The sequence below is a fragment of the Rhodococcus sp. NPDC058532 genome (genome assembly GCF_042719255.1).
Lineage (GTDB): Bacteria > Actinomycetota > Actinomycetes > Mycobacteriales > Mycobacteriaceae > Rhodococcus_G.
In genome coordinates this window covers 262,670-286,717 of the sequence record NZ_JBHXNU010000001.1, presented here as the reverse complement: position 1 = coordinate 286,717, position 24,048 = coordinate 262,670, and the positions used below count along the sequence as shown (strand labels likewise).

At 74.1% G+C, this 24,048-nt stretch carries 3 protein-coding genes; all 3 read right to left on the bottom strand.

Translation table 11 applies throughout. From position 1 onward, the window contains the following. Positions 1 to 2: 2 nt before the first annotated feature. The 3 genes from ACFWQG_RS01220 to ACFWQG_RS01210 are packed head-to-tail and all read right to left on the bottom strand — an operon-like array spanning position 3 to position 23,972. Positions 3 to 1,049 (bottom strand): ABC transporter substrate-binding protein, encoded by a 1,047-nt coding sequence (locus ACFWQG_RS01220; protein WP_378505742.1) that lies wholly within the window; start codon positions 1,047 to 1,049, stop codon positions 3 to 5. 38 nt (positions 1,050 to 1,087) lie between these two features. Continuing rightward, positions 1,088 to 13,267: an amino acid adenylation domain-containing protein gene (locus ACFWQG_RS01215; protein WP_378506036.1), complete on the bottom strand. Its 12,180-nt coding sequence runs from the start codon at positions 13,265 to 13,267 to the stop codon at positions 1,088 to 1,090. Positions 13,268 to 13,322: 55 nt separating this feature from the next. Next, positions 13,323 to 23,972 (bottom strand): amino acid adenylation domain-containing protein, encoded by a 10,650-nt coding sequence (locus tag ACFWQG_RS01210; protein ID WP_378505741.1) that lies wholly within the window; start codon positions 23,970 to 23,972, stop codon positions 13,323 to 13,325. Positions 23,973 to 24,048: the final 76 nt, after the last annotated feature.

Here is a 24,048-nt window from a genome sequence, read left to right as displayed (position 1 = left end):
CGTCAGCCCGCGTTGCTCTTGGCGACGGCGTCCGAGATCATCGGCATCACCTGGTCGGTGGCCCAGCCGAGCGAGAGCGCCGACGGGAACCCGACCGCGTTCGGGAGACCGGTGGTGCGGGCCAGGGACACGACGGCGCCCTCCTGGACGGCGGGCAGCGCGTTCCAGGCCGCGAACTTCGTCAGGTAGCCGAGGTCACCGGTCGGCGACACGACGACCTCCACGTCGGCGTTCATCTCGCTGATGTTTTCGTAGGACAGCACCCCCCGGCCGTCGGCGTCGACCGGCAGCGTCGTCGCGTACGGGCTCAGCACCAGCCCGAGCGAGGTGAGGAACTGGCCGATGCCGCGCTCGTCGGAGGCCAGCACGGACAGCTGGCCGCCGGTGTCGCCGATCACCGCGTTGTAGGTCTTGCCCGCGATCGCCGGGTTGGCGGCCTTCGCCGCGTCCAGTCGCGCCTCGGCGTCCGCGATCACCTGATCCGCCTTCGCCGGGATGCCGAGCGCGGTCGCGACCTTGCGGGTCGAGTCCTGCCACGGCTCCCCGTTGGCCTTGGTGTCGAAGTGCACGACCGGGAACTGGGTGCTGAGCTGGTCGAAGATGGACTGGTCGAGGCCCCAGAAGCCGGTGGAGACAATGATGTCCGGCTGCAGGACGGCCAGCTTCTCGGCGATCGAGTCGGCCCCGGTGTCCATGTCGAGGGTCTCCGGCTGCGCCCCGCCGAGCGCCTCGCGCTGCCACGGCCAGATGCCGGATCCGCCGGTGGCGGCCCGGTTCTGGGCGTCGACGGGGAACGCGACGGGGGTGACGCCGAGCGAGAGCAGGATGTCCGCGTCCTGCGGGGACAGCGGCACCGCGCGCACCGGCTGCGCCTCGATGGTCGACTCGCCGAACTTGCCGGACACCGTCACCGGGAACTGCGCCGACGCCGTGTCCGCACCGGTCGGGGTGTCGGCGGAGCCGGAATCCGAGCCGCACGCGGCGACCCCGAGCATCACGGTCGCCGCCGCGAGCGCGGCCCCGATCCGTCTGGTCCATCGAGCGTTCATCTGAGTCCCTTCATCCTGACGTGTGGTGGTGCGGTGGTTCATCGGTGAATTCCGGTCCGGTCCAGGTCGGCAGCGAGATCCTCGATCGAGGGGGCCGCGAAGACCTGGGCGGCGTCGGCCTCGATTCCGGCGGCCCGCAGCCTGCTCAGCAACTCCATCACCCCGATGCTGTCGACGCCGAGCGCGAACAGGTCGTCGTCGATGCCGACCCGGTCGGCACCGAGCTGCGCGGCAACGACGGTGCAGAGCACCCGCTCGGTCGCGGTGCGCGGCGCGCGCTGAGCACCGGCCGCCCGGAGCTCCGGACGCGGCAACGCGGACCGGTCGAGTTTGCCGTTCGGCAGGGTGGGCAACGCGGGCAGCACGACGATCGAGGTCGGCACCAGGTAGTCCGGGAGGATCGCGGCCAGCCTGCGCCGCACCGCGGCCGCCTCGATGTCCCCGCCTTCGGCGGCGACCACATAGCCGACGAGCACCGCGGATCCGGTGTCGGTCCGCGCCTGCACCACGGCCTCGGCGACCGCGGGGTCGGCGAGCAGCGCGGCCTCCACCTCGGCGGGCTCGATGCGATGCCCACGAATCTTGACCTGGTCGTCGCCGCGTCCCCGGTACTGGATGTGGCCGTCGGCGGTCCACCGGGCCCGGTCGCCGGTCCGGTACATCCTGGCTCCGCGGGCCCCGAACGGGTCGGCGACGAAACGTTCAGCGGTACGGCCGGATTCGCCGCCGTAGCCGCGGGCGAGGCCGTCTCCGGCGAGGTACAGCTCCCCGTCAACGCCGACCGGGACGGGCCGCAGCGTCGCATCCAGGATGTGGGCGCGGGTGTTGCCGACGGGCCTGCCCGCGACCGGAACACCGGCGTCCGACGCCCGCGCCACCAGCGCGTCGACGGTGCTCTCGCTGGGGCCGTACAGGTTGTACGACTCCGTTCCGTCGACCGCGCGGAGCCGCTCCCACAGCTGCTGGGACACCGCCTCCCCGCCGAAGCCGAGGGACGACGGAGCCCGGTCGCCGTCGAGCAGGCCCGCGTCGAGCAGTTGCGCCAGGTGCGACGGGGTCACCTCGACGAAGTCCCAACCCTGGGCAGCGGCCTGCGCCACCATCTTCCGCGGGTCGCGCTGCGTCTGCTCGTCGACCAGGCACAGCGCGTGCCCGTCGAGCAGCCACAGCTGCGGCTGCCACGACGCGTCGAACGCGAACGACCAGGCGTGGCCGACCCTGAGGCGTTGCCGCCGGGACCGGCGCTGCGTCGGCCGGTACAGGTCGGTGCGGTGACTGTGGAACAGGGTGACCAGCCCGCGGTGCACCGCGACGACGGCCTTCGGTGTCCCGGTCGATCCGGAGGTGTGGACGATGTACGCGGGATGCTCGGGGCGCAGCGACGCGATCCGGTCCCGGTCGCTGACCGGCGCCGGATCCCGGTCGGCGATCCGGGCGGCGACGCCGGGATCGTCGAGGGCGAGCACCGTCGCGGTGGTGTCCGGCAACCGCTCGGCCAGCGCCGCGGTGGTCAGCACCATCGCCGGTGCGGTGGTGGCGAGGATCGCCGCGGTCCGCGCCGCCGGGGCCTGCGGATCGCACGCCAGGTAGGCGCCGCCCGCCGTGAGCACGGCCAGCATCGCCGTCACCGCGTCCGCGGTGCGCGGAAGCATCAGCGCCACCGGCACTTCCGGACCGACACCGCCCGCGATCAGCAGCCGGGCGAGCCGGTTGACGCGATCCGCGAGGTCCCCGAAGGTCCATTCCTCGTCGCCGGCGAGCAGCGCAGGTTCGGCTCGGTAGCGCTGCGCGGCGTCCCCGAACAGCGCGGGCACCGTCGTGGCGAGCGCGTCGATCGGGTTCGTGTTCCACTGCCGGGTCATCGCCACCCGATCCGCGGCAGGGATCGCGTCGATCTGCGCCAGCCGATACTCGCCGGGGCGGTGGGCGAACTCCCGAAGCACCTGTTCGAGTCCGGCGGCGAGACGCTCGGCGGTGCGGCGATCGAACAGATCCGAGCTGTACTCGACCATCCCGACGACGGTGTCGGTGCCCGCGTACTCGACGAAGTCGAAGGACAGGTCGAACTTCGCGGTGGTGACCTCGATCGGTTCGGGGACGAGGCCGCCGAATCCCTCGCCCGGCCGCGGCTCGGTGAGGTACACGATCATCGTCTGGAACAGCGGGTGCACCGACCGGGAGCGGGCGCCGGCACCGAGAACCGCGTCGACGACCTGTTCGAACGGCAGGTCCTGGTTCTCGAACGCCGCCAGGTCGGTGTCCCGGATCCGGCCGAGCAGTTCGGCGACGGTCGGGTCACCGGACAGGTCGGCGCGCAGCACCATCGTGTTGAGGAAGAACCCGACCAGGTCCTCGAGCCCGCTGTCGGTGCGCCCCGACACCGGCGTGCCCAGCGGAATGTCCACGCCGGCACCCGATTTGTGCAACAGCACCGCGACGGCGGCCTGGACGAGCATGAACATGCTCACCCCGTGCGCGCGGGCGACCTCCCGCAGCCCGGCGACGACGTCCGCGTCGAGCGCGAGGTACACCGCGCCACCGCGATGGCTGACGCGGGCGGGCCGGACGCGGTCAGTGGGCAGCGGCAACTCCTCGGGCAGGCCGGCGAGCGCGGCCCGCCAGTAGGCGGCCTGCCGCGCCGCGACGCTCCCCGGTTCGGCGCCGTCGCCGAGCATCTCGCGCTGCCACAGCGTGTAGTCGGCGTACTGCACCGGCAACGGCGACCACTGCGGGGCCCGGCCCTGCTGCCGCTGGGCGTATGCGGTCATCAGGTCGGTGAGCAGTGCCCTGGTGGACCACTCGTCGGTCGCGATGTGGTGGATCACCAGCACCACGACGGTGTCGTCGCCGGTCTCGATCACGGTGACGCGCAGCGGCGCCCGATGTTCCAGGTCGAACCGGTGCGCCGCGGCAGCAGCCGCGGCGGCCGCGACGTCCTCGGCGCGCACAGTGCACCGCTCGAGGTCCACCTCGATGTCCTCCGCGGGCAGGATCACCTGGCGCGGCCGCCCGTCCGCCTCGGCGAACACGGTGCGCAGCGGTTCGTGCCGGATCATCAGGTCCCGCACCGCCTCCGCGAGCGCGACGACGTCCACCGCGCCTGCCACCCGCCACGAGATCGGCACGTTGTATGCGCCGGCAGCGCCACCCGCACCGAGCCGGTCCAGGATCCACATCCGCTGCTGCGCGAACGACAGCGGCAGCGGGTCGGGCCGCTCCCCCGACGCCAGCGCCGGACGTGCCCCGCGGCCGGACCGCTGCGCGAGCGGCGCGAGCCGGGCGGCGGTCGGCGCCTCGAACACGGCCCGCACCGGCAGCTCCACCCCCAGCTCGCTGCGCAGCGCGTTGACGAGGCGGATCGCGGTCAGTGAGTGGCCGCCGAGCGCGAAGAAGTCGTCGTCGATGCCGACCGTGTCCACTCCGAGGGCGGCGGCGAAGACCCCGCACACCCGTCCCTCGAACTCGGTGCGCGGTGCCCGCGACGCGGCGGCGGTGTCGAAGACCGGCCGGGGCAACGCCTTCCGGTCCAGCTTGCCGGTGAAGCCGACGGGGACGGTGTCGATGACCGTGATCAGCGCGGGGATCAGGTGATCGGGGACGGTCCCGACGAGGTCGCCGCGCACCGCGGCCGGGTCGACGGCCGTTCCCGCAGCGGGAAGCACGTACCCGACGAGGACCGGGTCGCCACTCGCGTTGGGGACGACGGCCGCCACCGCGCGGAGCACCGCGGGCAGCGACTCGAGCGCGGCCTCCACCTCGCCGAGTTCGATCCGCATGCCGCGGATCTTGACCTGGTCATCGATCCGGCCCAGGTAGCCGAGCTCACCGGACGCGGTCCAGCGCACCAGGTCACCGGTGCGGTACAGGCGGGCGCCCGGCTCCCCGTACGGGTCCGCGACGAAGCGTTCCGCGGTCAGCGCGGGGCGGCCGAGGTAGCCGAGGGCCACCTGGACGCCGCCGAGGTACAGCTCCCCCACCACCCCCGACGGAACCGGCCGCAGCCGCGAATCCAGTACGTACAGGGACACGTTCGCGCCGGGCCCGCCGATCTCGCAGGCGCCGTCGGCGCCGGTCCGCGCGGACAGATCCGCGGCGAGGGTGACCTCGACCGCCGCCTCGGTCGGGCCGTACAGGTTGTCGATCCCCGCGCCGGGCAGCGCCGCAGCGAACCGTTGCACGGTGCGGTACTGCAGGGCCTCACCGGAACACACGACGCGCCGGAGCGCGGGCAGGTCCAACACCGGCAGCGTCAGCGCCTCATCCAACACCGGCAGCGTCAGCGCCTCATCGAGCATCGACGGGACGAAGTGCGCGACGGTGACCGCCTGCTCGCGCAGCAGCCGCACCAGCGCGGCCGGGTCGCGGTGGTCGTCCGGACCGGCGACGACGGTCACGGCACCGTTCACGCTGGGCCAGAACAGTTCCCACACCGACACGTCGAACGTCGCGGGCGTCTTGAGCACCACCCGGTCGGCGGCGGTGAGCGGAAGCCGGTCCTGCACCCAGTGCAGCCGGTTCACCACCGCGCGGTGCGCGACGACGACGCCCTTCGGGTTGCCGGTCGAGCCGGAGGTATGGATGACGTAGACCGGATGGCCGGGGGTCAGGCGTCCGCGCCGGTCGCGGTCGGTGACCGGGGCGTCCGACAGGTCGGCGAGCCGTCCCAGCACCGCGGGATCGTCGAGGTCGGTGCGGGCCGCGGCATCGGGCAGCACCGTCGCCGCGGTGGTCAGCACCCGGACCGGTGCCGCGTCGTCGAGCAGGTACTCGATGCGGGCGGCGGGCAGCCCGGTGTCGATCGGCAGGTAGGCGGCACCGGACTTCACGACCGCGTGGATCGCGACGACCTGGTCGACCGATCGGGGCACCGCGACGGCGACCAGGTCGCCGGGCCGGGCGCCGTCGGCGATCAGCAGGCGCGCCAGCCGGTTCGAGCGCAGCTCGAGGTCCGCGTAGGTGAGGGTATCGGCGCGGGAGGTCAGCGCGAGCGCGTCGGGGGTGCGCGCGGCCTGCCCGGCGAGCAGGTCGGCGACGGTCAGGTCGGGGTACACCGCGGTCGCGCCGACACCGATCGCCCGTTGCCGCCGACGGGCGTCCGGGTCGTGCAGCGTCAGGTCCGCGAGGCGGACCGCCGGGTCTGCGGCCACGTCGGCGGCGGCCGCGACCAGCGCGGCCAGGATGGTCTGCGCGGCGGCGGGGTCGAACAGGTCCGCTGCGTACTCGGCGGAGACGGTGATCTCGCCGGTGTCGGGCGCCTCGACGAAGGTGACGTTCAGGTCGAACTTCGCCCGGACGTTCGTCAGCGGCTGCCAGGTCGTCGGCACGCCGAGCAGGTCCGGCAGCACCGCGGGGCGCTGCAGGTAGCCGACCATCACCTGGAACAGCGGGTTGCGGCCCTCAACGCGGGCCGGCGCGAACTCCTCGACGAGCCGCTGGAACGGCACGTCCTGGTGCGACATCGCCGCCAGGTCGGCCTCCCGCACCCGGTCGAGCAGGGCGTCGAAGCTCGGGTCACCGGACAGGTCGGTGCGCAGCACGACGGTGCCGACGAAGAAGCCGACGAGGTCGTCGAGTGCGGTGTCGGCCCGCCCCGACACCGGGCTGCCGACCACGACGTCGTCGCCCGCGCCGAGCCGGGACAGCACCGCGGCGGTCAAGGCGTGCAGCGCCATGAACATGGTGCCGCCGCGGGATTCGGCGACCTCCCGCAGCCGGCGCGTCACCTCCGGCGCGAGGACGGTGCTGGCGTTGCCCGCCCGCCCGGTCGGCTGCGCGGGCCGTGGGCGGCTGGTGGGCAGCGTGATCTCCTCGGGCAGGCTGGCGAGGGTCTGCCGCCAGAAGTCGAGCTGGCCCTCGATCCCCTTCTCGCCAAGGACGTCCCGCTGCCACAGCGCGTAGTCGGCGTACTGCACCGGCAGCGGTGACCAGTCCGGTGCCTCGCCTGCGGCGCGGGCCAGGTAGCCGCGGGTGAGGTCGCCGAGCAGCGGGGCGTCGGACCACTCGTCGGTGGCGATGTGGTGCAGCACCACGACGAGCACGGCGCGCTCCGGTCCCTCCCGCAGCAGGGTGACCCGGAGGGGTACATCGGTGCGCAGGTCGAAGTTCGCGGTCAGCCGGGCGAAGGCGAGCGCGTCGACGGTGTCGGACGCGGCGTCGACGACCTCGAGCTCCCCTCCCGCGGGCAGGATCACCTGGTGCGGTTCGCCGTCGGTGACCTCGATGACGGTGCGCAGGGTCTCGTGCCGCGCGGTCAGGTCCCGCACCGCCGCGGCGAGTGCGTCGGCGTCGACGGGTCCGTCGAGCCGGGCGACGTGCGCGTAGTGGTAGCCGAGGCTCTCCGGGACGGGCCCCGTCGCGCCGCCCGACAGTTCGGCGAGCAGCCACAGCCGTTCCTGGGCCGCGGACAGCGGGATCCGGTCGGGCCGGTTGCCTGCCGTGATCGCGGGCAGCGCGGTTGCCGCGGTCGGCAGCAGCCGCGCGATCTGCGCCGGGGTGCGGGCGTCGAACAGGTCCCGGATCGTCAGCTGCACGTCGAACGCGGCGCGGACCCGGCTGACCACCCGCATCGCGATCATCGAGTGTCCGCCGAGGTCGAAGAAGTCGTCGTCGGCGCCGACCGTCTCCAGGTCGAGCAGTTCGGCGAACAGGGCGCACAGCACCCGCTCGGCCTCGGTCTCCGGCGCCCGGCCGTCCGCGGTGGCCCGCACCTCCGGAACGGGGAGCGCCTTCGCGTCCAGCTTGCCGTTGACGGTCATCGGGATCGCGTCGATCTCCACGAACACGCTGGGCACCATGAAGTCCGGCAGCAGGGCCCGCAGCGCCTGTGAGTACTTTCGGCCCTCCTGGGGACCAGAAGTACTCACGGGCCCGGAGGGCACCACGTAGGCGACGAGGCGGGCGAGCCCGCCGGGACCGGGCAGCGCGAGGACCGCACACTGGGCAACCCCGTCGACGCCGGCGAGGGCGGACTCGACCTCGCCGAGTTCGACGCGGTAGCCGCGGATCTTGACCTGGTCGTCGATGCGGCCGAGGTAGTCGATCATGCCGTGCACGCGGCGCCGCACGATGTCGCCGGTGCGGTACATGCGGGCGCCCGGCTCGAACGGGTTCGCGACGAACCGGTCTGCGGTGATGTCGACGCGGCCGAGGTAGCCGCGGGCCAGGCCCGCGCCGGAGATGTACAGCTCACCGGCGACCCCGTCCACGACGGGACGCAGCCACCGGTCGAGGATGTGTCCGCGGGTGGCGCGGATCGGCACCCCGACCGTGGGGGTGTCGCTGTCCGCGGTGCCCGCTCCGAGGGTGTTGATCGTGTATTCGGTCGGTCCGTACAGGTTGTAGCCGAGGGTTCCGTCGGTGTCGCGCAACCGGTTCCACACCGAGTCGGGCACCGCCTCACCGCCGAGCAGCACCAGCGGCGGCCGGTGCGCGGCGGCCCCGTCGGCCCGGACGCCCTCGTCGAGGAGCCCATCCGCGAACAGCGCGGCGGCGTAGGTCGGCGTCACGTTCACGACGTCGATCCGCTCCCGGTCGCAGTACCCGACGAGGGCATGCGCGTCGCGGCGCAGGTCCTCGTCGCAGATGTGCACCTCGTGGCCCTCGACCAGCCAGAGCAGTTCCTCCCAGGACATGTCGAACGCGAAGGACACGGTGTGCGCCACCCGCATCCGTCGTCCCCCTGCCGCGGCGACGACCGGATCGAAGATCTCCTGCTGGTGGTTGCGCTGCATGTTGGTCAGGCCGCGGTACGGGGTGACGACGCCCTTCGGCTTCCCGGTCGACCCGGAGGTGTAGATGACGTACGCGGGATGGTCGAGCCGGTGCGGGCGGCCCGGCGCGAACGCACCGAGGTCCGCGGCGCCGAGCGGGCGGTCGTCCCACTCGTGGTTCTCGTCGAGCCGGATTGCGCTGTCCGCGTCCAATTTCAGCCGGGCCGCGACCGTCGAGGTGGTGACGGCGAGTGCGGGTCGGGCGTCGCCGAGGACCACCGCGAGCCGCTCGTCGGGCTGATCCAGTTCGAGGGGGAGGTACGCGGCGCCGGTGCGCAGCACCGCGAACAACGCGACCACCATCTCCACCGTCCGCGGCAGCGCGAGCGCGACCACGGTCTCCGGCCTGGCGCCGCGGCCGATCAGGTGTCGGGCCAGGCCCTCGACGCGACGGGCCAACTGCCCGTAGGTGACCCGCTGCTCCTCGAACACGAGCGCAACCTCGTCCGGCATCCGGGCTGCCGTCGCGATCAGCATCTCGGCAATCGTGGTGTCCGGGACGGAGGGAAGGGGCTGGCGCCACCGCGCATCCGCCGCGGCGAGTTCGGCGACGTTGAGTGTCGGGATCGACCCAACGACCCGGTCCGCGTCGCGGGCGACGATGCCGAGCAGGTCGACGAACCGGTCGTGCAGGCCGTGTGCGCGGGCCGCGTCGACCACGTCGGACCGGTAATCGATCTTGACGTGCAGCCGCTCCCCGGGGGACACGACGACGGCGAGCGGATAGTGGGTGTGGTCGAGGCTGTCCTCGGCGATGATGTCGTGCTTGGCGGACTGCGCGGCCATCTCGGCGGCGTTCTTGAAATTCTGCAGCACGAACAGCGTGTCAAACAGCTCGCCGTGCCCGGTGGCGCGCTGGATCTCGCCGAGCCCGAGGTACTCGTGGTCCATGCGCGTTGCGTACTCGTCCTGCATCCGGCGCAGCAGCCCGCCCAGCCGTTCCGTCGGGTCGAGGGTGACCCGGACCGGGACGGTATTGAGGAACATGCCGAGAACCCGGTCCAGGCCGACGATCTCGGTGGGCCTGCCCGCAACGGTGGACCCGAACACGACGTCGGTGCTGCCGGACTCGGCGGCGAGCAGCAGGCCCATCACCGCGTTCATCAGCGCGTTCAGGGTCACCCCCGCCGTGCGGGCGCGCTCCCGCAGGGCGGCGGTGAGCTCGGCGTCCACCCAGGATTCGATCCGGGTCGGCTGGACCGGGGCGCGGCCCGCGACGGAGCCGGCGACGAGGGTCGGGGTGTCGAACCCGGCGAACGTGTCCCGCCAGGCCGCCGCCGCGGCGTCGGGGTCCCGGTCGGCCAGCCAGGCGAGGTAGTCGGTGAACCCGGCTTCCGGCGCGGCGACCGCCTCCCCCGCGTACCGGGCAAGCAGCTGGTCCACGAACAGGGCACCGGACCAGCCGTCCCACAGGATGAACTCACGGTTCACGACGAGGCGGTCGACGCCGCCTGCGAGGTGGATCAGCAGCATCCGCCACAGCGGCGGGGCGGTCAGGTCGAACGGTCGTGCCCGGTCGGCGGCCATCAGCTCCGCGGCCCGCGCCGCCTGCACCTGCTGCGGCAGCTCGGACAGGTCGACCTCGGTGAACGGCACCTCGAGACCGGTGCCGATGAACTGGACCGGGTCGGCGAGGCCGTCGTTGGTGAAACCGGCCCGCAGGGTGGGATTCTGCTCCAGCAGTGCGGCGGCCGCGGCCCGCAGCCGCGCGATGTCGATCCGGTGCCCGAAGTCGAGGGAGAACTGCGCGGTGTAGATGTCCCGGCCCGAATCGAACACGGACTGGAAGAACAGGCCACGCTGGAGCGGGGACAGCGGCCAGATGTCCTCGACGACAACGGGGGCGACCGCCACGATGCGGTCGATGTCGTGCTGTCCGAGGTCGATGTGGGCCAGGTCGGACGGGGTCAGTCCGCGCGCCGCGGTGCCGGTGAGCGCGACGAGGTCGGTCACCGCCTCCCGCCACAGCAACGCGATCCGATCGAGGGCGTCGCCGCCGAGCCCATGATCGGATGCGAAGTGCACCTGCGCGCCGCCCGCCGCGTCGGGTCGGATGCACACGTCGAGGACGTGGGTCCCGATCCGGTCGCCTCCGGTGCGGATCGACACCTGAGGTGCGGGGAGGGCGGCGAGCGCGGGGCCCGCCTGCACGTTCGCGTACCGCAGCATCGGCCACCCGGCGGAGCCAGCGGCGCGGATCCGTTCCTTCGCGGAGCGCAGCGCGTCGAGCGGGTCGGCGGCAAGCACCAGCCGCGCGGGCGCGGTCCAGTCCAGCGGTCCGACGGTGCGGCCGGTGTCGGGAAGATCACGCCCGTCCCGCCACAGGTCGACCACCAGTTCGCCTGCGTCCGTGGGTCGTTCGCCCCAGCGGGCGACGGCAAGCGCGGTCGCCGCCGCCCAGGCGTCGACGGGGTCCCCCTTCACCAGGGCGGGCACCGCGGTCGTTGCCGCGGCGAACGCGTCGGCCCCGATCGTCACCGCGGCGGACGCCTGCTCGCCCGCCGTCCCTGGCGGCACCAGTTCGCCGCCCGGACCGAGCACCGACATCCAGGTCACCAGTTCGGCGAGCCGGGCCGGTTGCGCCGCCTCCGCGGTGAACCGGTGGACGTGGGTCTTCAGGGACACCGGGACGGCGGGCAGCGTCACGGCGCGACCGCGGCGCAGGCAGCGCAGTGCGGTCCGGATGTCCTCGGTGACGATGCCCCAGGACCGCTCGTCGACCAGCCCGGCGGGCGCGAGCAGCACCACTTCGCCGCTGCCCCCGGTCACCCGGACGATGCTCAGCACGTGACCGGTCGCCGGGTCCGGGGCGACCCCGGGGAGCGCCGCGAGGTCCGCGACCGGGACGCCGGGGTTCCGATCGCAGTCATGCACATGGGATTCGGCGTCCACCGTGTCGGGAACCGCGAGCAGCCAGAGGATCGGGGCGGGCGCGGTGAGCGTCGCCCGGAGCGCGGGGTGCCGGGTGAGGACGGCCCCGGCCGCGGCGACCAGCTCCGCTCGGGTGAGTGACTCGGTGAGCGGGATGCGCCTGCTGCGCAGGGTCGCGTCGACGGGGAGCTGCGCGTCGCGGCGCCGGGCAAGCGCGGCGGGCAGCGCGAGCGGCCCGGCGCCGTCCTCGTCGTGCGGCGCGGTCGAGACCGGTCCGCCCGCGGGCAGCACACCCACCGGTTCGTCGACGCCGTCGAGGAACGCGTCGACGAAATCGGTGAGGTCGTCGGCGATCTCGGCGCAGCGGTCGGCGTTGTCCGGGTGGCTGCGCAGGCCGATCTCGATCGGATCGCCCGCCTTGTGCAGCAGCACGATGAACTCAAGTTCCCCGACCGGGCCGGACGCGAGCATGTGCGCCTGCGATTCGCGGCCGATCAGGAATCGGGAGGTGGACGCGGGCATGATGTTGATGCCGATGCTCGGCGGGCGCCAGTCCGGGTTGCGGGCGGCGAGGGCCTGACCGATCGCCTCGCCTCGGAATCGGCCGTGCTTGAGCAGCGACCACATCTTCCGGTCCACGGTGGCGGCGACGTCCGCGATGCGGGCGGCGGCGGGCACCTCAAACCGCATCGGCAGGACGCTGGCGACCATGCCGGGCACGGCGCGCAGTTCCCTGGTGCCGCGGGCGGTGGTGGGCAGCGAGAGGACGACGTCGGTGGTGTCGGTGGCACGGGCGACGTAGCCGCCGAGCAGTCCGATCATCAGCACCGGCAGCCGCAGCCCGTGTGCCCTGGCGTGCGACTCCAGCCTGCGGCGTCGATCGACGTCGAGGGTGACGGTGGTGTGGGTGACACCCGGCGCGGGCGGGTGGTCGGCGTCGATCAGCCGGGGCACGGCGGGCAGGTCCGCGAGTTCGGTGAGCCAGTGGTCGCGGTCGGCCCCGATCTGGGCGCCGGAGGTGTACGCGAGGTCGGTCTCGACGAACCGGGCGAGGGACCATTCGGCGGCCAGGTCCGGCGCGGAGCCCTCCACGTAGGCGCGTTGAATTCTGCTGAGCGCCAGCGAGATACCGTATCCGTCGTTGACGATGTGATGGTACTGCTGGTACAGCCGCATCGTCTCGTCGCCGACCAGGTGCACGGCGAAGGTGAACAGCAGGTCAGTCGCCAGGTCGACGCGGGTCCGCATCGCCTCGCGCATCCACTCCAGCGACGCGGCCTCGGGGTCGTCCTCGCCGCGGAAGTCGAGCACCGGAAGATCCCAGTCCCGGCCGGGGCGGGGGATCTGCACCAGCGCGCCGTCGGCGTCCACGTCGAAGTTCACGTGCAGCGTCTCGGCCTGGTCGAGGACGGACCGGCACGCGGCGACCACCCGGTCGATGTCGACGTCGCCGAGCGTCTCGGTGTAGATGCCGGTGTTGTAGAGGTGCCCGACGGGGTCCAGCTGGTGGCCGAAGTAGATGCTGCGCTGGGCCGCGGTCACCGGAAACGCCGACTGCACTGTATTTCTCTCCACCATCTCCGCCGCGCCGGGCACGGACCACCCACCAGAAGTTCTGGTTAGCCTAACCAAACTAGGACACGGTACTCAATCCCGCCCTCCCCGGCGTCCCGATCGTCCCGATCGTCCCGATCCGCGCGGCAGCGGCCGCGGCGATCACCCGTGCGTCCGCCTCCGGCACCGCGGTGGTGTCGTGGTCGAGCCGGACGGTCACCCCAGAACCATCCGCGGCGAAGGCCACCGTGACGTCCAGCTGGCGCGGGTCGACGGCCGCCTGCCCGGGCAGGCGAGCGTCCGCCACCCGCAGGCTCACCTCCGGGCGCGCCAACGCCGCGAACACCGGCGCCGTCTGCGCATTCAGGTACCGGAGCATGCCGTAACCCGCGGCGGACGGCGCCGCGTCCAGTGCGGCCAGCACCGACGGCCCGGTCGGATCGGGAAGCCGGACCGGAACGCCGACCTCGAACGGCCCGACCGTGCCGGTGTCGTCGGGGTCCGGCTCGCCGGAGGCTGGCGCATCCCGCCGCAGCTCCACGGTCAGCTCCCCCGCCGCACCCCGCCACTCCGCGACCGCGGCGGCGAGCGCGGTCAACGCCAGCGCCTCCCGGTCCGCGGCGGGCACGTCCGGCGCGTCCGCCGCGACGACGACCTCGCCGCGCGGGCCGGGCACCGGGACCGCGGGCACGCCGAGCCGCAGCGCACCGCCGGGGGCGAGCACCTGCGACCAGTGCGCGAGTTCGGCCATCAGCGCGGGATCCTGGGCCCGCGCGTTGACCCGATGGGCGAGCCCATGCGCGGTCGCGGCGGGCCGGGAGACGGGTTCGCCGTGCAGCAGGCGCTGCAGGTCGTCGCGCAGGACCGCCAGCGACCGGTCGTCCGCCGCGAACGGGTGCACCGCGAGCCGCAGTTCGCCGCCGTCGGCGCCCGCATCCCGCCACGCGGCGGCCAGCATCCGGCCCGCCTCCGGGTCGAGACCCGCCACCAGGGCGTCCGGGCCGGGGTGCGCCGGGTCCCCGTCCGCGAGCACCTCCACCGGGAGCGGCGGCTCCCCGATCTCGAGTGACCACAGCACCGACGCCACCCGGGTCAGTCGCAGCCGCAGCGCGTCGTGCAGGTCGATCAGCGCACCGAGCGCCGCCAGCACCTCCGCGCGGCCCGCGCCCGCCGGGGTCGCGATCGTCAGGACCGCCCCGATCCCGGCCGGGCCAACGCCCGCCTCCCGTGCCCGGTGCACCAGCGCGGTGACCGGCAGCGGTCCGGTCTCCGCGGCGTCGCGGGGCCCGGTGTCGGCGCCCGCAGCTGCGGGCGCGAACTCGGCGACCCTGGCCAGCGCCGCCGGGGTCCGCCACTGGAAGATCTCCCGCGGCCCGAAGCTGATGCCGCGCCGGGCCGCCGCGTTGACCACCTGGATCGAGATGATGCTGTCCCCGCCGAGGAGAAAGAAGTCGTCGTCGGCGCCGACCTCGTCCAGCCGCAGCGCCTCCGCGAACAGTGCACACAGTGCCTGTTCCGCCGGGCCGTCCGGGGCGCGCCGCTGCGCGGTGTCGGGCAGCGCCGGGTCCGGGAGCGCGGCCCGGTCCAGCTTGCCGTTCGCGGTCAACGGCAGCGCGTCGAGGACCGTCACGGCGGTCGGGATCATGTGTTCCGGCAACGAGATCGCGGCGGCGGCCAGCAGGTCCGGCGCCGCAACCGCGCGACCGGCGGCGGGCACGACGTAGGCGCACAGGCGCCCGGCCCGGGCAACGACCACCGCCTGCCCGACCGCCTCGTCGCCGAGCAGCACCGACTCGATCTCGCCGAGTTCGACGCGCTGGCCACGGAGCTTGACCTGGCCGTCGGTGCGACCAAGGTAGTCGAGCGCGAGGACCGGCTCCCGGCCCGCCGTTGTCGTCGGCCGCCACCGCACCAGGTCCCCGGTGCGGTAGAGCCGCTCCCCCGCCGTGCCGTCCGGATCGGCGACGAACCGGTCGGCGGTCAGCGCGGGCCGGTCGTGGTACCCGCGCGCCAATTGCACGCCGCCCAGGTACAACTCGCCGACCACCCCGGGCGGCACCCGGCGCAGCCGGTCGTCGAGGACGACGACCCGGGTGTTCCACACCGGCCGCCCGATCGGCACCCACGAGCCCGCTCCGGCGGGTTCCAGTGCGGCGGCGGTGACGTCGACCGCGGCCTCCGTCGGCCCGTACAGGTTGTGCAGTTCCGCGTCGACCAGCGCATGGAACCGCTCCCGGTGGTCGGCGGTGAGCGCCTCACCGCTGCACAGCACCCGCGCCAGACGCGGCCGCGGTCCGCCGGATTCGGCGAGCTCGTCGAGGAACGCCGCCAGCATCGACGGCACGAAGTGGACGGTGCCGACCGCGCGGCGGTCGATCACCTCGCGCAGGTAGCGCGGGTCGCGGTGCCCGTCCGGCCGGGCCACCACGAGGGTGGCGCCGGTGATCAACGGCCAGAAGAACTCCCAGACCGACACATCGAATCCGGAGGGTGTCTTCTGCAGCACCCGATCCCCCGCGGCCAGCCCGTACTCGGCCTGCATCCACGCCAGCCGGTTGCCGATCGCGCGGTGCGAGACGAGCACGCCCTTCGGTCGTCCGGTGGAGCCGGAGGTGTAGAGCAGGTAGGCCGCCGCGTCGGGGTGCACCACCGGGCGCCGCGCACCGCCCCCGGTCCGGGCCTCGCGCAGCACCCGCCCGTCCGCGTCGATCTCGAGGACCGGCGCCGTGACGTCGAGCGGGGCGACATCGGGCCCGCGCAGCACCAGGGCGGGGTCCGCGTCGGAGACCATGTAGGACAACCGTTCCGCCGGGTAGCTGTCATCCAGCGGCAGGTAGGCCGCACCGGCCCGGTGGATCGCCAACAGCGCGACCACCAGGGCGGCGCTGCGCCGCACCGCGACCGCGACGACGCCGCCCGCCGCGCCGGTCAGCTGCCCGGCGAGGGCAGCGACCGCCGCGTCGAGCTGCGCGTAGGTCAGCTCCTGCCCGGTCTCGTCGACGATCAGGGCGAGCGCATCCGGGGTGTCGGCGACCTGCCTGGTGAACAGCTCCGGCAGCGTCCGGTCCGAGACCGATACCGCAGGACCGGATTCCGCTCCGGCGAGCGCGGTGTGGTCGTCGTCGGTGAGCGGGTCGAGTGCCGACAGCCGCGCCCCAGGACGGTCCGCGATCCGGCGCAGCAGCAGGCGCAGCCGGGCCGCGAACGCCTCGACGGTGGTGTGGTCGAACAGGTCGTCCGCGTACTCGACCCGCCCGCGCAGGCCGCCGCCGTCCGCGGCGGCGAGCTCGAAGGTCAGGTCGAACTTCGCGGTGCCGGTCTCGACGAACACCGGTGCCGCGTCGAGTCCGGCCATCGTGATCGGGTCGATCTCGTCGCGGTACTGGACCAGCACCTGGAACAGCGGCTGCCGGGCGAGAGACCGGGCGGGCGCCATCCGCTCGACCAGCTGATCGAACGGAACATCCTGGTGCGCATAGGCATCCAGGTCGGTTGCGCGGATCCGGGCCAGCAGGTCGGTGACGGTCGGGTCGCCGCCGAGGTCGGTGCGCAGCACCAGGGTATTGACGAAGAAGCCGACGACCCGCTCGACGGCGGTGTCGGTGCGGCCCGCGACCGGCGAGCCGACCACCACGTCGTCCCCGGCACCGAGACCCCGCAGCAGCACCGCGACCGCGGTGTGCACGAGCATGAACCGGGTGACGCCAGCGGCGGCGGCGACCGCGTCCAGGGCGCGCGTGGTGCCCGGGTCCACCTCGAACGGGACCGCGCCGCCGCGGTAGCTCGACACCGGGGGCCGGGGCCGGTCGTACGGCAGCGTCAGCTCCTCCGGTTGCCCGGCGAGCACCGACTGCCAGTGGTCGAGCTGCGCGGCGACCAGCGAGCCCGGGTCATCCGGGTCGCCGAGCACCTCGGGCTGCCACACGCTGACATCGCGGTACCGCACCGGGGGCGGCAGCGGCAGCGCGGTGTCCGCGCCGCGCAGGTGCGAGTACCCGGCGGCGAGGTCGGCGATCAGCGGCCGCGCCGACCACTCGTCGGCGGCGATGTGGTGCACCAGCAGCAGTAGGTGCGCGTCATCGGCGGCGGTGCGCAGCAGCACCGCCCGCAGCGGCAGCTCGGTGGTGATGTCGAACGGATACCCGGTCTCCGCGACCAGGCGCGCGTCGAGGTCGGCGGCGGCGACGTCGGCGACGATGAGCGGCACCTCGACGTCGTCGACCTCGAGCACCCGCTGGAACCCGATGTGGCCGTCGCCCGCGGTGAAGACGGTCCGCAGCCCCTCGTGGGTGGCGAGCAGATGACCGAGGGCCCCCCGCAGCGCCTCGACGTCCACCCCGCCGCGCAGCCGCATCGCGAACGGGATGGAGTAGGTCGCGCTGGGCCCCTCGAGCTGGAACAGGAACCACAGCCTGCCCTGCGCGGCGGACATCGGGGACAGGTCGCCGTGCTCGCGCGGCACCAGCGGGGGCCGGGTCGCCGCGGCACCGGTCTGCGCCGCGAGCCGGGCCGGGGTGCGCAGGTCGAAGACCTCCCGGATGCTCACCTCCCGGCCCAGCCGGGACCGGAGCGACGCCGACAGTCGGGTGGCGAGCAGCGAGTTGCCGCCGAGCGCGAAGAAGTCCTCGTCCGGGCCGACGGCCGGCAGGCCGAGCAGGTCCGCGACCACGGCGCAGAACTCCCGCTCGGCCACCGTGGCCGGCTCGCGGCGTTGCTCGGACCGGCTCGGTGCGGGCAGCGCGTCCCGGTCGACCTTCCCGTTGGGCAGCGTCGGCACCGCGTCCAGCACGACGAAGACCGACGGGATCATGTAGTCCGGCAGCAGGTTCCGCAGGTGGTTCCGCAGGGCCGCCTGGTCGATGGCCCCGGTCACGTACCCGACGAGCTGGTCGGCTCCGGTCGCCCCGCGCCGCACCATCGCCAGCGCCCGGTCGACGGCGGGGTGGGAGGTCAGTGCCGCCTCCACCTCGCCCGGCTCGATCCGGAACCCGCGCAGACTCACCTGGTTGTCGGCGCGGGAGACGAAGGCGAGCGCACCGGAGGCGGTGCGGCGCACCAGATCACCGGTGCGGAACAGCCGGTCGCCGCCACCGAACGGGTTCGCGACGAAGCGGGACGCCGTCAGGTCGGGCCTGCCGAGGTAGCCGCGGGCGAGTTGGACGCCGCCGACGTACAGCTCCCCGACCACACCGTCCGGGACCGGGCACAGGTACGGGTCGAGCAGGTACTCGTCGACCCCGGGCATCGCGGCGCCGATCAGCACCCGCTCGGTGCCCGTCGCGGCCCACACGTTCACGTCGCCGGCAACCTCCGAGGAGCCGTACGAATTGTGGATCGTCACGCCGTCGCCCGCCAGGGCGTCCACCACCCGCGCCTCGAGGGGCTCCCCGCTGAGGAACCAGGTCCGCACGCCGAGACCCGTCGGCCCGGCCGCATGCTCGGCGAGGACCGCGGCGAGCCCGGGGACCGCGGTCACCCCGGTCACGCGGTGCTCGGCGATCAGCGCGGCGAGCGCGGCGGCGTCCCGAGCGGTGTCGTCGTCGGCAAGCACCAGGCGCGCCCCCGACAGCAGGCCCGCGAGCAGTTCGGTGGATCCGTCGATGAAGCTCAGCGAGCTCTTCGCCAGCCGCACGTCCGCGCCGTCGTGCGCGAACAGGTCGCGCTGCCAGCGCAGCCGGTTGGCCAGGGCCGCAGCGGTTCCCGCGACCCCCTTCGGGGTCCCGGTGGATCCGGACGTGTACACCACGTAGGCGAGGTCGGCGCCCGTGACGGGGCGGATCCGCTCATCGTCGCCGAGCGCGCCCGCGGCCCGCCCCGCCGCGGCGTCCTCGAGGTCGGGCAGCGCAACGAGCGGTGCGGCGCCCGCCAGCGCCGCGATCAGCGCGGCGCTGCCCGCGTCGACGAGCACCAGCGCAGGCGCCGCGTCGGTGAGCATGTGCTCGATCCGGGCCGCCGGGTAGGTGGGGTCGATCGGCAGGTAGGCGGCGCCCGCGGCGAGCACCGCGCGCAGGGCAACGACGGTCGCCGCGGTCCGGGACGCGGCGACCGCGACGATGTCGCCGGGGCCGACGCCGCGGGCGATCAGGTCCCGTGCGGCCCGGTTCGCCCGCGCCGCGACGGCGGCGTAGCCGTGCTCGACCCCGGCGGCGACGAGGGCCACCCGCTCGCCGAACTCGGCGTCGGCGGCGTCGAGCAGTGCGGGCAGCGGCGTCGACCCGCCGGGCGTCGCGGTCGGGGTGAGCGCGTCCCGTTCCGCGGGCAGCAGCACGTCCACCTCGCGCAGCCTCGCCGCGGGGTCGGCGGCGAACGCGGCGAGGACCGCGTGCAGCCGCCGCGCCAGCGCCTCCGCGGTGGCCCGGTCGAACAGGTCGAGGGCGTACTCGATCCGCACGTCCAGCCGGTCCGGGTACTCGACGAACTCGAAGGTGAGGTCGAACTTGGCGGTGCCGGTCGAGAGGTAGGACGGTTCGACCTCGAGTCCGGCGAAGGCGGGGGCGCGGTGCGGGGTGCGGTGCTGGACGAGGGTCTGGAACAGCGGGTGCCGGGCCAGGGATCGGGTGCCGCCCACCGCGTCGACGACGTCGTCGAACTGCGCGTCCTGGTGGGCGAGGGCGTCGAGGTCGGTGCGCCGCACCCGGGCCAGGACGTCGGCGAGGCTCGGGTCGCCCGCGAGGTCGACGCGCAGCGCGACGGTGTCGACGAACAGTCCGACGAGGTCCTCGACGCCGGCGACGCCGCGTCCGGCGACCGGGGCACCGAGGATGATGTCCTCTCCCGCACCGACTTTTGCGAGCAGCACCGCGGTGGCGGCGTGGGCGGCCATGAACATCGTCGTTCCGGTTGCCGCGGCGAGCCCGCGCAGGCCCGCGACGATGTCGGCGCCGGCGCGGCACCACACGTCGTCGCCGCGGTGGGTCGGGACGGCGGGCCGGGGCCGGTCGCGGGGCAGCGCCGATTCCTCGGGTGCCCCGGACAGCGTTGCCCGCCAGAAGTCGAGCGACTCCGCACGGGTCGGGGTGCCGTGCTGCCAGGCCGCGTAGTCGGCGTACTGGATGCGATCCGGTGCGTCCGGGAGCGCGGCGCCCGAGTAGGCCGCGGCCAGGTCGGACAGCAGCGGACGGGCCGACCACTCGTCGCCCGCGAGGTGGTGGATCACCAGCAGCAGCACCGCCCGGTCGGCGGCGGGGCGCACCAGGTGGGCACGCAGCGGGATCTGGTGGGACAGGTCGAACGGCACCCGCGCCGCCGCGGCCAGCGCCGCCTCCAGGTCCGCGTCCGCGAGGTCGACCACCCGGAGGTCGATCGTGGTGTCGGCGGGAAGGATCCGGGCGGCACCGGCGCCGTCACGGTCGACGACGACGGTGCGCAGCACCTCGTGCCGCGCGATCAGCGCCGCGAGCGCCCGGCGCAGCGCGTCCTCGTCGACCCGGCCGCGCAGCCGCAGCACGAACGGCACGTTGTAGGTGGCGGAGGGCCCGTTCGCGGTGTGCAGGAACCACAGTCGCTGCTGCGCCGCGGACAGCGGCATCAGTTCGGCGCGGGGGGCGACGGCCGGACGGGGCAGTGCCGCGGGTCCGGTCAGCGGTGCGTCGGAGCCGTCGACCAGCGCGGCGAGCCCGGCGACGGTCGGCGCCTCGAACACGTCCCGCAGCGACAGGGTCGCCCCGAGCGTTGCCGCGATCCTGGCGAGCAGGCGGGTCGCGGACAGCGAGGTACCGCCGAGGGTGAAGAAGTCCGCGTCGACGCCGGGGCTGCCCTGGCCGAGGAGGTCGGCGAACAGGCCCGCCAGGGCCAGCTCGGTGCCGGTGGCGGGCTCGCGTCCGGTGTCGACGGCACCGAAATCCGGTGCGGGCAGCGCCTTCCGATCGATCTTCAGGTTCGGGGTCAGCGGGAATTCGTCGAGGACGATCAGCGCCGTCGGCACCATGTAGCCGGGCAGCGCGGCGGCCAGGTGTGCCCGCACGGCGTCCGGGTCGACGACGGCGCCGTCGGCCGCGGTGAGATACCCGACGAGGTGCACGGCACCGGTGGCGTCGGGCCGCGCGAGCGCGACCGCGGCCGCGACCGCGCCGAGGGTCGCGGCGACGGTCTCGATCTCGCCGAGTTCGATGCGATGCCCACGGATCTTGACCTGGTCGTCGCCGCGGCCGAGGTAGTCCAGGTGCCCGTCCGCGTTCCAGCGGACCAGGTCGCCGGTGCGGTACAGCCGGCCGCCGCCCACCGGGTCCGCGACGAACCGGGCGGCGGTCAGGTCCGCCCGCCCCCGATAGCCGCGCGCCAGTTGCGGTCCCGCGACGTACAGTTCGCCGACCGCCCCCACCGCGGCGGGCTGCAGGAACCGGTCGAGCACCCGGACCTCGGTGCCGGGGAACGGGCCGCCGATGGACCCGGACCACGCGCCGCGCGCCGGTACCGGCGCGGATGTGCACCACACGGTGGCCTCGGTGGGGCCGTACATGTTGGTCACCGATCGGGCGCGGGCCGCGAGACCGGCCGCGACCGGGGCGGGCAGCGCCTCGCCGCCGACCAGGACCGCGACCGACGCCAGGTCCGCGCCGGGGTGGTCGAGCACCGCGCCCCACAGCGACGGCGTCGCCTGCATGACGGTGACCGCCTCGGCAGCGAGGAGGTCGGCGAGCGCGGCCGGGTCGCGTGCGGTGTCGTCGTCGGCGAGGACGACGGTGCCGCCCGCGCACAGCGGGACGAACAGTTCCAGCACGGCGATGTCGAAGGACAGCGTGGTGACCGCGAGCAGCCGTGTTGCGGTGTCGATTCCGGTGAGTTCGGTTGCCGCGTGCACGAATCGGGCCAGCGCCCGCCGGTCCAGCACGACGCCCTTCGGGTTTCCCGTGGAACCGGAGGTGTAGATGACGTACGCGGTGGTCGCCGGGTGTCCGCCACCCCCGGCCGTGCCGCCGGGGCGGTCCGCGGTCCACACCGGGGCGCCGCCGGTGAGCACGCCGACCGCGGTGGTCTCGGGGACCTCGACCCGGTCGGTGACGTCACCGGCCGCCAGCAGGATCGCCGGCCGGGCGTCGGCGAGCATGTGGTCGAGCCGGGCCGTGGGGAACTGCGGGTCGAGCGGCACATACCCGGCCCCGGTCCGCAGCACCGCGAGCAGTGCCACCACCGCGTCGGCGGTGCGGGGCAGGGCGAGCGCGACCAGCGACTCCGGCCGGGCGCCGCGGCCGCGCAACTCGGCGGCGAGGGCGCCGACCCGGGTGGCGAGGTCGCGGTAGCTCAGCCGCTCGGCGCCCGCGACCAGCGCGGGCGCGTCGGGTCGGGCCGCGACCTGCGCGTCGAATCGGGACAGCACGTCGGGGCACTCGTCGTGCGCGGCCGTACCCGACCATCCGCGGGGAACGGCGTGCGGCGCATCGGGTTCCAGCAGCGTCACCCGGGCAAGTGCCGGGTCGGCGGCGACGGCGGCGTGCAGCATCCGGGTCAGGCCCGCGGCGTGCCGCGCGAGGTCGGCGTCGGTGTACCGCGCCGCGTCCGCGTCGATCTGGATCTCGAGTTCCCCGGTGCGGTCGAGCCTGCGCACCACGAACGCGATGTCGCGGACCGGTCCGCGGGCGAGGGAGTGCACCGTCGCGGAGGCACCGGTGAAGCGCAGCGAGTCGCCGAACGGCTTGATGTTGACGGTCGGCCCGACCGGTCCCGGTGCGGTGGCGGGCAACCGCAGGTCCCGGTGGATGTCCTCGCCGCGGTAGCGGGTGTGCGGCGCGGTCCTGGCGACGGCGGCGCGCACCACCGCGGTGAGCGCCGCGATCCCGGCGGCCGGGTCGACCGGCACCCGCAGCGGGACAACGTTGACGGCCGTGGTGAGCACCCTGGCCGCCGCGGTGCCCATCCGGTTCATCGACGGAAAGCCCAGTGTCACATCGAGTTCCCCGGTGACCCTGGCGAGGTGGCCCGCGATCGTCGCGGTGACGGCGTCGGCCCAGCCGCCGCCTACCCCTCGGCCGATCCCGTCGAGCAGGTCCGCCACGTCGGCCCCGACGGTGACGGTCCGCGCGCGCAGCACCGACGCCACCGCCGCCGCGGGCGGCGCAGGCGCGAGGGCGGGGGTCGTCGCGTCGGGTGCGCCGCGCAGTTCCGCGGTCCAGAAGTCGCGGTCGGCCGCGGCCCGGTCCGACCCGGCGCGGGCCCGGTCCTCGTCGACGACCTTCCCGATCGGGTCGAAGCGGGGCGGCGGCGGCTGCGTTCCGGCGTCGAGGGCGTTGTACACGGCGGCGATGCGCCTGCCGAGCAGGCCGTAGCCGTAGACGTCGAGCAGGGTGTGCTGGGCGCGCAGGAACAGGGCGTGATGCTCGTCGCCGAGCACCAGGACGGTGGCACCGAACCCGGCGGCGGCGGTCAGGTCCATCGGTTCGCGCAGCCGCGCACGCATGTGGGTCAGTGCGGCGTCCCACCCGGCGACGGTGACGGTGGCGGTGGGCGGCACCGTCCATCCGCCGGGCACCTGGGTGATCTCGTCGCCCGCGTCGATGCGGGTGCGCAGTTCCGGCGACTCGGCGACGACCCGGTCGACCGCGCTGGCGAGGACGGCCGGGTCGAGCGGCCCGACGATCTCGAGGCACTGGCCGGTGACGAAGGTGGGGTTTGCCGGGTCGAGCTGCTGCGCGAACCACATGCCTGCCTGCGCGGACGACAGCGCGGTCCGGACGGACGACCGCGGGTGCTGCACACTCGACTCCACCGACGACTCCTCAACGTTCTCGGGCAACCCGGGGATGCCACCCCGGCCCCAGCAGGTTAGGATTACCTACCCTACCCAAGGTGGGTTGCGGCCAACGAAAGGA

What these genes read in the sequence shown, in the direction of transcription:
- ACFWQG_RS01215 (WP_378506036.1), bottom strand. Translation starts at nt 13,267, where the DNA reads ATGGTGGAGAGAAATACAGTGCAGTCGGCGTTTCCGGTGACCGCGGCC.
- ACFWQG_RS01220 (WP_378505742.1), bottom strand. Translation starts at nt 1,049, where the DNA reads ATGAACGCTCGATGGACCAGACGGATCGGGGCCGCGCTCGCGGCGGCG.